A 10,214-nucleotide genomic window follows, 5' to 3' on the forward strand; every position below is an offset into this window, starting at 1 on the left:
AGGTCTTTGATCACCGAATACAGATTGCGCAATCGGTCACGCATGGCTTTTGCCAATTCGGGATCGGTGATGTTGTCGAGAATCGGTTTGTCGTACTCATCAATTAATACCACCACTTTCTGACCAGTTTTCGCTTCAGCAGCACGGATTAAATTGGCGAAATAGGTTTCTGCTTCCCCTCGTTCAACCTCCAGCCCCAAACGCTCGGCATTGATGCGCATTTGCTCAGCGATTTTATTGGGGAGTTGGGTTTCCACATTCATCATCACCCCGCCGCCAAAGCTAATCCGAATCACCGGATAAGACCGCGACCAATCCCATTTATCGTGAATCCACAGCCCTTGAAATAACGCCTCATTCCCCGCCCACAGTTCAGCTAAGGTATCGAGGAACAAGCTTTTACCGAAGCGACGCGGACGAGATAAAAAGTAATGACTCCCCTGCATAGCCAGTTGATAGGCCATCGGCGTCTTGTCGATGTAGTAATGGTTGTCTTCACGAATTTTGGAGAAGGTTTGAATGCCAATAGGCAGTTTTTTACGGTGCATTTTGAAAGCCCTCATGCAGAAGGTGGAATCTGTGCTGAGGTCTAGTGTACGTTACAAACTTGGTGCCAGTCGAAAACGCATATGAGGTGACAAGTGGCCCAAATTCTGGACCACTTAGAAGTCGTGTTGGTGTGGGAAGGTTTTTATACTAATCGACGCATGGCATTTTCCATTTGTCGATCAAGTGATATAAAAGCTTTTTCGCTGTCAATCACTGCTTTTTCCGAAGTGCGCAATTCATGACGTGCTTGAGTTGCTTTAATGATCTTTTCCAAACATTGGTGAGTATCTGTGTAGCCTTGTTCTATCCAAGATGGAATTTTACTAGAGTCAAATCCTAGTAAATCGCTAATCTCACCGCCTCTGCTAATCGATTGTTGAGTAGGTCGGATTTCTAAGATTGTTGCATCAGGAAAGTCATGGCGACTCCACATTGATCCATCACACAAATGAGTGACGATGATCATTTTATAGCCAGCTTTTAATAATGGTGTAATTGGTGTGTTACCCTGCATTTTTTCCCAGCCGCCTTGTCCGCCATCAGAATAAATCTGATTATTAACTTGTTGCGGGGCAAAAAGCAGAGGGATAGCAGCAGATGCGAGCAATGCTGATTTCATCTCTTCTTTAGCTAGAGATTGAATGTGTAAAAATTCAGATTTTTCAGTGTTTTTTATTCCTATCTCAGCCATAACACAGGAAAAAATATCGGATAATGCACCATGACTTCTATACACTGAAATATATAAGGGCAGTCCTGATATTAAAGCATCTGCATTAAGATATTTATCCATCAACTGATGAAGTGGGTCATGGGATAGTGCGCCACTAGAAAGTGCTTCACTGACACCAGCCCACTGACTAAGCCAATTTGGAAGTTTTTTCCCTCTGCTATTGGTGATAAATTTAAAAATTTGGTCGAGATAACGTAAGCCTTGAATATTTAAACCGGCAATAGCCAACAAGTTAAAATATTTAGGCATTTTAACGACTAATGGAGATGATTGTGCTAGTTTTAGCCAAACCTCTTCTAATCGTTGTGCGCCTTCTGCTAAGGAAGGCGAGGAGGCTAAAATGGCACCATTTAACGCACCAATACTTGCACCAGAAATAGCATCAACCTGTGCCCCAAGTTCTGATAGTGCTTTAACAACGCCCACTTGATAAGCACCCTTCGCCCCACCACCGGATAAAACCAGTCCGACTTTTAGCTTTTCCATCGAATTTTAATTCCTTTCAAAGATTTCACTTACCATTGCCTCTGCAACTCGTTCTGCTGAACAAATTCTTGGTAGAAAAACGGGCAGTTGGTTTGGCATTTGTGTTGTGGTGAAAACAAAAGGATGTGGGTCGGGTTCTGCCCAATCTCCGGCATAGTTCAGTGCTTCTATCCAATCAGTAGCAATCTGTTCTGACGTAATGTGTTGGTTTGTCCATGTGGATAGGCCAACTCGTTGCTGTGCAGTTGTATCAGCTTCTTTAGTTAATTGTTGAATCAGTCGATTCGCCAAATTTTCTAACATGGTTTGTGCCAGTGTTTGATTGTTTTCGATTTGGCTACGGCATAAATCACCAAAATTTCCCCAATACAATTCTTCTAGTGTGATATAGCATTTTGTGATGGGAGAAAAATGATTTAATCTGCCTGCGCCCCATTTGTCGAAAACATGATCTAGCTGTATTTTGGCTTTTTGTGTAATGTCTATGCGGTTTATTTCATGTGAAAGTTGATCTATCCGTGAATGAAGTTGAACAGACAATGCCTCCAGTTTTTGACGAGTTTCGGCTGAGTAATGGGCAAGGTCGATGACATTCTTTTGAATAACCGCTACACGCTCATTTACCTTTACCAGTGCATAGTTGGTTTTTGCAACTGAGTGCGCCAGTTCTGTCAGCCATTTCAATGCACCTTCTACTCCATCAGCTAAGCTTTGATTGATTTCGTTTTGTCGGCGCGCACTTTTACCCGAAAAACCATTAAGTATACGCATTAGAAACTTATCGTTCTCTCTTTGGAAACGGATATGATCACGCGCAACGTCAATTCCATTGGCAAAATCAACCACAAACTTTTCTGGTAAAAAGTTCATTGCCCGAAAAACATCGTTTTTTATTTCAACTGGAGGCATTTTTTATTTTTCTTTCTTTATTGAGTAACTAAAGGTTCAATGTCTCCTTTTAGTGACTTTGAGTCTTTTACAATAGCGGGCATGCTTTTTCTTAATCGTCCTAACTCTAGAAAAAGAGCTTCTTGCTTCATCTTGTTTAGATTTTTATCTGTTATACTTTGCAAAAGGTTTCCGCGAATTCCCTCGACCTTTTTTCTTAGCTCATCGAAGAAATCTTCTAACTCTTTATTTAGTGGCTTACTAACATAAATAGAGATTGTTTCCCCCATTCCAGAGAAAACCGAATCGATTTGAGAAACCATCTTTTTATGTACGGAATCGATATTTATTACATAATAGGACTCTTTTCTTTGATACTCTTCCCACCCCCAATCGTCTGTATCGAACCATTTGCAAATCGTCCCCCAAACTCCACTTTTTCTTCTTTGTCTTGTGACTGTTTCGGTTTTCTCTGAAATGATATCATCAAGCATTTGACTAGCCGACACGTTAAAATTGACACCAGATAAACTTGGTATTGAAATGTTAATTTCAAAACCGTCTTCTTTTGATCTTTTCTCCATTCTCTCAACGATTGATTGAGTGCTTGATTGAAGATTTTGATGGAATAGGTTTTGGAATTCCGATAATGCATCTTTCATTTCTTTGATTATTATTTCTTCCGTGTTTTGCAGAACTGTTGAAACCGATTTGTTTATTTTTTCCTTTAGGTCAAGAGCCGTGGATCTATCTGAAAAGCTCATGATAGGGTTATTCATATCAAAATCATCATGAGATTTGTTTGTCGATAAAAGCTTTCTTATTAAGCTTTTGTTTCTTAACTCTTCTTTTGTTTTTTGGTTTTCTTGTTTTTCAATTCTTTTTCCTTCTTCAAAGTAATTTTTAATAAGTTCAATAGCTTCTTTTTTAGTGTTTCTCAACACAGCATCAGCTTTTTGTTCAAGAGAAATCATTGTTTGAGAAATATTTGTTTTACATTTTTTCTCGCTGTTTTCTATCTCTGAAATATCTTTTTCTAAATGCTGAATTTGTGTTTGAAGTTCCTGTGCATCCTTTTTTATTGCAGTTTCTCTAATGTTTATTAGGTTTGACATTCTTTCAGAAAAATTCAGTAGTTTTGCTGCTGTTGAATCGATTGCAAATATTGCAGCTCTGCTATGAGCAGTTTCGATCACTTTTTTGAGTGGTAACTCAAAACGGGAGTCAGTCCATAGATCCTCGATTGCTTGTAATATTTCTTCTCGATCATTTATTTTTCCTTTCCAGCGTTTCCCTAAAGCTTCTTCTGCAAAATCTTGCACCCAATCCTCTTTCTCAAAGTCTGGAAGATTGTTTTTGAGAGAGATTTCATGTTTTGCTCGATTGGCAAGATAAGCCCACTTAGAGGAAACAGGAAAAATGCTGTCATTTGTGATTTTCTCTTTCATTAAATCAAGAGAAATAAAGTTTTTTATGGTTTCTTCGTCATCTCCTCGGCGGTCTTGTTGGTCAAACTTATTTACAATTGCATATAGCCTATTCTTAGATGTATCAGCTATTTCCTGTAATTCTTTTCTAACTTCATAATCAGCATCTGATTTCAACTGAGTATAATCTAATACAGCCAAGACAGCAGATGCTTTTTGCAATTGTTCTCGCATCATTTTTCTTAAATGTGGTTGACCTGCCTCGTTTGGTCCAGGTGTGTCTAAGAGGCTTAGTCGGCCTTGATTTGAATCTGTTTCTTTTAAATGCACAAATTCAATTTCAATGATCGGGAATTGATTCATTGATATATATTTTTCAAATGGAAAATCGATGTCTATTTCCCGTGAAAGACGGACTAAGTCGTTTAAGCCTCTTAAAAAATCAAAGATTGCATCAGATCCTTGATATTGATTTTCATAGCGATTTTTTGATGAAATAAATTCAATCAAACGTTTCATGTCCGGGTCTGACTGACATAAGCTTTCTATTTTTTTAAACTGATTCTGGTTTTGAATCTCTTTCTCTAAATTAAGAATTAACTCATTAATTGGTTGATTGTTTTCAAATTTTAAAACTGGTGTTGTTTGTCCCTTGGTGTGACGAATCAATGTAGGTAATGCAGTCATTGGCCGATTACGGTTAGGTAATACCTCACTGCCAACAATTGCATTAATCGTTGTTGATTTTCCAGCTTTCATTGTTCCTACAACAGCAATGATCATATCGAAATTTTCGAGTTTCCGCTGTTCATCCTCTAGAACGCCTACAGCTTGTTCAGCCGAGGCTTTACTCAGTGATTGTTCTTGATTAATGTCAACTAACAATCCTTCAATGTTTAACATTTCTTTTAGAAGAGAAGCTTCTGATTTTACCAAGCGCTGAGCTTCTTTCTTTAGCAGTTCAATATTATGCTCGTGCATAAAATTTTCTTTCTTCAGTTGGTTTAAAGATTTTTGACTATCTTACATGTCATTTTATGACTTGTCTATGCCTTTGTTGTTTTTTTGTTATTTTTTGAAAAAACCTCAATACGCTCGTCTTCTCTGTAGTCTTTAAGTTTTTGCTTCCACACTGTGGACAGCGATGAATAATATCTCCTGGTAACAAACAATCACTCTTTGGTCGTGTAATAGTGGACCAGCCACATTGCACACACCGATATCTCATTGGTGAAGGGGGAATTGGCATCGGAGTGCTCCTATTTCACAGGTTTACCATTCTCGGTTAACTTACCTTGCGATAAACGATAAGTCACCCGCTTCGGTTTATTACCAGTAAAATCAGCAACATACATCGTTAAACCATCATTGCTAACATTGCCGAGGCTAAAATACTCCGAGCAAGTGCCAAACTCTGCGGTACCGGTATGTTTTTGTGGATGCAAACTCACAATATGAAATAAAGCAGGACAAGCAGTGCCGCCGGTATTTTGCACCAGAACAAAATCCGTTTTCCCCATTTCATAATGGCCGACAAAACTTAAAGAAGAATTCGCTTGGATTGGATATGGGGCAGGAATTTTTTATTGTTTAACCGTAAACTACCATCAGCATTCACGCTTAAAACACCATAACGAGTTTTCAAACGCTCACCATAAGAAACTTGGCTATTTGTTAAACTGACTCCCTTGGCCGCTAACAAAGGCCAACCACCAGACACAGTAAAATCAAAACCCAAATTTGGAATATCCCCTGTTCCAACTTTAGGTTGTGCAATTTCACACCACATCTCTGGTAAACAGTGATTAAAAATAGCTTTTCCCACGCTAGATTGATTGGCAAAAGTATATGCCACCACATCACCCGATCCTTCACTCACAGAAACCAATGCCGAGTGTTGTTTACCAATGGTTAACACACCAGAAATGGGCTCTGCATAAACCGCTGCGGTTAGCATCATGGCGGTAACCGCCAACAAAGATTTTTTAATCATTTCACACGCTCCTTTGATAAATGTTTTTCAAACAACAACCAACCCATTGCCACACCAAGCAATAAATTCACTAACACAGAACAAAACCCAAGCCACGCCCCCCATGCTTGTAATAGCCATAACGATGCGATAGTCAATGCAAAGCCAGTGCCATAGAAAAGCACTAACAAGAAAATACCAAACACCAATATCAACATTAGGGTTAATGAGTCGAAATGATGAAAGTAAAGAAAAATCAGATAAACTGTGATAATAATCAACAGTAAAATAACTGCCCATAGCAACATAGCCATACTCATTGCTTTAGATAATCGCGTAATTCTTGTTCCATATCTTGTTGCCATGCCTCTGGACTGACAATCGTTACATTTGGAATCCAATAACGGACAATCGGCAAAATTTGATTAGGATGGGCAAAGCGACCAGAGACTAACAAACCGCCGTCTTCTAACTCTTTTTCAATCACTTGGCCTGCAATCAATTTACGACGCCGAAAATAATGAGCTGCTTTAACACCGATCTTTAAAATCACTTCAGTTTTCTGCTTATTCAGCCAAATACTGTCTTCATGCTGAAGCATATCTAAAATCGTCTGATCGGGCGGGAAAGTGTGTTGGCTGACAAAGAGTTTTTGTATTTTGGCCACAGAATACGATTTCACTTTATCTTGATCGACAGCTGCCAGATACCAAATGCCTGTATGGTTAATCAGCTTATAAGGTTTAACCGTGACTTCTTTCTCCCCTTCTGTTTTTTGATAAATAAAAGTCACTTGTCGATGTTGCACAATGGCTTGTTGCAGCTGTTTAAACAATTCCCACTGTTGGCTTAAATCTTCATACGAATGGCCATGAATCAACATGGCTTCTTGCATACGGTGATCGAATAACTCACGCAAAAAGTGTTGATCGATTTGAGGAAATAAACCGGCAAGACCAGACAGCGAAGCAAAGCGATTGATGTCGTGAAAAGTCAGGCGGCCAAGGTAACTCGGCTCGAGGGCATACAGGCGATCATGTTTTTCTAATGGAAGATAGGCAAACCGTTCATTTAAATCGCGTTGGATGGTGCGGATATTGACGCCGAATTCTTCTGCCAAGGCCGCAGGGTCGAGGCGTTCGCCTTGGTTAAGCTTGAATAACATCTCGGATAAACGACGCACTAGGGTATCGTGGGAAGACATGAGCACAACCTCGAAAAAAGATGATGGCTTAATGGCTTGGCATGATAGCAGTGCGTTACGACAGGTTATGTCGTTTCTAGCACAAAGGCGAAAAAAATGGCTTTGGTGTTGTCTTAGCGATGTTATTGGGCGATCTGGCTAAAAAAATGACAATCAGTGAAAAGCATGTCGCGCTGGAGCAATCTTGTTTGCTGTGGCTTGCGTAGAATCAAACCCAGTACCGCCCAATTCTCGATGGTGATTCAACATTCATATGTAGAGGTGGCTATGTTGCTTTTTCGTCCGGCTACCTTGGCCGATTTGATGGCGGTAGAACAGTTAGCGAATGAAGCACCGGTTGGGATGACCTCGCTTCCTGCCAACCGTGAAGCGTTGCAACACCGTATCAAAGCCAGTCAACAATCTTTGGCAGCGCAGGTGCGTTGTTATGGTGAAGAAAGCTATCTGTTTGTTTTAGAAGATACGCGCACGGGTGAAATCGTCGGCATTGCCGGTGTGGTGGCGGCGGCGGGGATGAGCGAGGCTTTTTATAGCTTTCGGCAAGAAACCCTAATCCATGCCTCACCAGCACTGGCGGTGCATAACAAAATTGCTGTGCTATCGCTGTGCCATGACCTAACAGGCCACACGCTGTTGACCTCGTTTTATCTGCGTCCATCGTATGCCACATTGCCGCTGGCTCACTTGCTGTCGCGGGCACGTTTTCTATTTATGGCGAACGCGCCGGCGCGATTTGCTGATAGCGTGGTGTCAGAAATGTTGGGCGTAACCAGAGACGATGGTTCTTCGCCGTTTTGGGATGCCGTCGGGGAGCCGTTTTTTGGGATTGACTACCAACAAGCAGAAATGATTTGTGGCGTCAAAGGACGTAAATTCATTGCCGAACTGATGCCACAACATCCCGTGTACGTACCGCTGTTATCCGCAGAAGCCCAAGCTGTCATCGGCCAAGTCGGGGCACCCTCGGCTTTGCCGTGCCATGTCTTGCGGGCCGAAGGATTTGAGCTGAGCCCGTACATCGACATCTTTGATGGTGGGCCTACTCTATTAGTGCGGACTGACGCCATTCACACCCTACAGCAACAACGTCTTTATCCCATTGAACTGTTGTCAGTGCTACCGGCGGATGCCAAGCCCTACCTGCTCGCTAATGTAGCGGTGGCTGAGTTTCGTTGTGTGTTAGCCCCTGCCCATCTGACTGCTGATGGAATTCAAATCAGTGCAGATACCGCGCAACTGCTACAGCGGCAAGCAGGGGATGAATTACGTTGCATTGCATTAGAAAGCGAGGTGCAGTGATGTTAGTGCGTGCGGTTCAAGCCGCTGATTTACCGGCCTTGCTTGCTTTAGCGCGTTGTACCGGCGTTGGGGTAACGTCATTGCCTGCCAATGAAGCTCGTTTGGCGAAACGGGTGGCGGCTTCGCTTGCTTCGATGGCGGCTGATTTGGCTGCACATGATTCCAGTTTTTTATTTGTATTAGAAGACACCTCCTCCGGACAGGTGGTGGGGATTTGTGGTTTAGAAGGCGCGGTGGGTGGGCATGAGCCTTGGTATAACTATCGTGTTGGCCTGACGGTCAAAGCCTCGCATGAACTACAAATTTACCGCTGCCTCACCACGCTATGTTTGACCAACGATCTTACTGGCGCTTCAGAACTGTGTTCGCTGTTTCTTCATCCCGATTGGCGTAAACAGCGTAATGGTGCTTTGTTATCAAAAGCCCGTTTTCTGTTTTTGGCGGAATTTCCACACCGTTTTGCACCGTTGGTTATCGCGGAAATGCGCGGGGTGTCGGATGAACAGGGGCGGTCGCTGTTTTGGGAAAGTCTGGGCCGCCATTTTTTCAGTATGGAGTTTTCCGAAGCAGACTACCTCACTGGCGTGGGGGACAAATCGTTTATTGCCGAGTTAATGCCACAGCACTTGGTCTATACCGCTTTTCTCTCGCCAGCGGCACAGGCGGTAATTGGTGAAGTGCATCAGGCAACCCGTCCGGCGCGAGCGTTATTAGAAAGCGAAGGATTTCGCTATAACGGCTTTGTCGATATTTTCGATGCTGGGCCGACTTTGGCGTGTGAGTTACAACAAATTCGGGCGGTACGCGACAGCCATGTTGTCATGGTAACGGCGGCAGTAACCGAACAGGCCATTACCGCAGATGCTGTGCTCTATCTGGTCTCAAATCGTCGCTTGGCTGACGTTTGTTATCGGTTTTAATATTTACTCACCTAATTTTTGTGAGAAAATGCACCCCACCTCGCCACAAGTGGGGTGCTTTTTTTGTGCTTGCCAACTGATAAACCTGCTATGAAAACCACGACCTTGTTCTCTCTTTCTCTGCCGCGTTGGCACCGACTGTTACAGCGTGGTCTCTGTTGCGTTGGCTTGTTGGCATTCCCTATGTGGGCTGGGGCGAATGTGGAACAAGCGCCACCGCCTTTACCGCCGCTGATGGAGTCGCCAACCGCAGCCACGATCTCGTTAAAGCCTGAACAAGCTGGGGCGTTGGTCACGCACGACATCCCACTCGACCCCCGCTTTTTTGTCGATTTCAACCAACTGCGTTTGCAATGGATTGCCCACTATAGCAATGGTTGTGAAGACCCCTTGCACTCCAGCTTATCCCCTGCGCCGTAAAACCTCGCCATTCATGGCGGGGATATCAGGCGCAAACGGCAAAGCCGTTTTAGGGTTTAGTGTTGCGGTTGTAAAGTAAAAACAAATCAATGTTTGCTTTGCTGTTTGTATAATGAGCGCATGAAACGACTTCAAGCCTTCAAATTTCAACTGACACCCAACGGCCAGCAAACACGGCAAATGTCGCGCTTTGCGGGTTCGTGTCGGTTCGTCTTTAATAAGGCGTTGGCGTTGCAAAAGGAATGGTATCAGTCTGACCCGACAAGCAAGTTTTCTTACGTCAAATTAGCCAATCTGTTGCCCAGTTGGAAGCAAG

12 protein-coding genes are annotated in these 10,214 nt (G+C 42.7%); 4 read left to right on the forward strand and 8 right to left on the reverse strand.

The window, feature by feature from the left end; translation table 11 throughout:
- From G465_RS0111640 to G465_RS0111675, 8 genes are all read right to left on the reverse strand, one after another.
- Positions 1 to 548, reverse strand: a 548-nt coding sequence (locus G465_RS0111640; protein ID WP_022654631.1) for an AAA family ATPase, incomplete at its 3' end; no start/stop codon positions are given.
- A gap of 143 nt (positions 549 to 691) precedes the next feature.
- Positions 692 to 1,768 carry a patatin-like phospholipase family protein gene (locus G465_RS0111645; protein ID WP_022654632.1) on the reverse strand — a complete coding sequence of 359 codons (1,077 nt, stop codon included), beginning with the start codon at positions 1,766 to 1,768 and terminating at the stop codon, positions 692 to 694.
- A gap of 6 nt (positions 1,769 to 1,774) precedes the next feature.
- The gene (locus G465_RS0111650; protein ID WP_022654633.1) at positions 1,775 to 2,677 is read right to left on the reverse strand and encodes a diguanylate cyclase regulator RdcB family protein; all 903 of its coding nucleotides are present in this window, start codon (positions 2,675 to 2,677) and stop codon (positions 1,775 to 1,777) included.
- 17 nt (positions 2,678 to 2,694) lie between these two features.
- Positions 2,695 to 5,064 (reverse strand): dynamin family protein, encoded by a 2,370-nt coding sequence (locus tag G465_RS0111655; protein WP_022654634.1) that lies wholly within the window; start codon positions 5,062 to 5,064, stop codon positions 2,695 to 2,697.
- Positions 5,065 to 5,342: 278 nt separating this feature from the next.
- On the reverse strand, positions 5,343 to 5,579 hold the full coding sequence (locus tag G465_RS0111660) for a hypothetical protein (RefSeq protein ID WP_155846552.1): 237 nt from the start codon (positions 5,577 to 5,579) through the stop codon (positions 5,343 to 5,345).
- A 44-nt stretch (positions 5,580 to 5,623) separates the two neighbouring features.
- Positions 5,624 to 6,076: a hypothetical protein gene (locus tag G465_RS0111665; protein ID WP_022654636.1), complete on the reverse strand. Its 453-nt coding sequence runs from the start codon at positions 6,074 to 6,076 to the stop codon at positions 5,624 to 5,626.
- Positions 6,073 to 6,363, reverse strand: a complete 291-nt coding sequence (locus G465_RS0111670; RefSeq protein ID WP_162138833.1) for a hypothetical protein — start codon at positions 6,361 to 6,363, stop codon at positions 6,073 to 6,075. The genes G465_RS0111665 and G465_RS0111670 overlap by 4 nt, the downstream gene beginning before the upstream one ends.
- An 8-nt stretch (positions 6,364 to 6,371) precedes the next feature.
- Positions 6,372 to 7,259 (reverse strand): helix-turn-helix transcriptional regulator, encoded by an 888-nt coding sequence (locus tag G465_RS0111675; RefSeq protein WP_022654638.1) that lies wholly within the window; start codon positions 7,257 to 7,259, stop codon positions 6,372 to 6,374.
- 267 nt (positions 7,260 to 7,526) lie between these two features.
- On the opposite strand from G465_RS0111675, the gene astA (G465_RS0111685) reads away from it, so the two are divergent.
- The 4 genes from astA (G465_RS0111685) to G465_RS15605 form a co-directional block, all read left to right on the forward strand.
- On the forward strand, positions 7,527 to 8,558 hold the full coding sequence (astA, locus tag G465_RS0111685) for an arginine N-succinyltransferase (RefSeq protein ID WP_027405428.1): 1,032 nt from the start codon (positions 7,527 to 7,529) through the stop codon (positions 8,556 to 8,558).
- Positions 8,558 to 9,478, forward strand: a complete 921-nt coding sequence (gene astA, locus G465_RS14625) for an arginine N-succinyltransferase (protein WP_052165444.1) — start codon at positions 8,558 to 8,560, stop codon at positions 9,476 to 9,478. Before astA (G465_RS0111685) ends, astA (G465_RS14625) begins: the two co-directional genes overlap by 1 nt.
- A 90-nt stretch (positions 9,479 to 9,568) precedes the next feature.
- A complete protein-coding gene (locus G465_RS0111695; protein ID WP_155846553.1) occupies positions 9,569 to 9,898 on the forward strand; it encodes a cellulose biosynthesis cyclic di-GMP-binding regulatory protein BcsB in 330 nt (109 codons plus the stop codon).
- Between the two features lie 120 nt (positions 9,899 to 10,018).
- Positions 10,019 to 10,214 (forward strand): helix-turn-helix domain-containing protein (locus tag G465_RS15605; RefSeq protein WP_022654642.1); only part of this gene is annotated, 196 nt, incomplete at its 3' end.

The sequence above is a fragment of the Aquaspirillum serpens DSM 68 genome, assembly GCF_000420525.1.
GTDB lineage: Bacteria > Pseudomonadota > Gammaproteobacteria > Burkholderiales > Aquaspirillaceae > Aquaspirillum > Aquaspirillum serpens.

Excerpts from the sequence above, each read along its gene's own strand:
- G465_RS0111645 (WP_022654632.1), bottom strand. The coding sequence starts at position 1,768 with ATGGAAAAGCTAAAAGTCGGACTGGTTTTATCCGGTGGTGGGGCGAAG.
- G465_RS0111650 (WP_022654633.1), bottom strand. The coding sequence starts at position 2,677 with ATGCCTCCAGTTGAAATAAAAAACGATGTTTTTCGGGCAATGAACTTT.
- G465_RS0111655 (WP_022654634.1), bottom strand. The coding sequence starts at position 5,064 with ATGCACGAGCATAATATTGAACTGCTAAAGAAAGAAGCTCAGCGCTTG.
- G465_RS0111665 (WP_022654636.1), bottom strand. The coding sequence starts at position 6,076 with ATGATTAAAAAATCTTTGTTGGCGGTTACCGCCATGATGCTAACCGCA.
- G465_RS0111670 (WP_162138833.1), bottom strand. The coding sequence starts at position 6,363 with ATGTTGCTATGGGCAGTTATTTTACTGTTGATTATTATCACAGTTTAT.
- G465_RS0111675 (WP_022654638.1), bottom strand. The coding sequence starts at position 7,259 with ATGTCTTCCCACGATACCCTAGTGCGTCGTTTATCCGAGATGTTATTC.
- astA (WP_027405428.1), top strand. The coding sequence starts at position 7,527 with ATGTTGCTTTTTCGTCCGGCTACCTTGGCCGATTTGATGGCGGTAGAA.
- astA (WP_052165444.1), top strand. The coding sequence starts at position 8,558 with ATGTTAGTGCGTGCGGTTCAAGCCGCTGATTTACCGGCCTTGCTTGCT.
- G465_RS0111695 (WP_155846553.1), top strand. The coding sequence starts at position 9,569 with ATGAAAACCACGACCTTGTTCTCTCTTTCTCTGCCGCGTTGGCACCGA.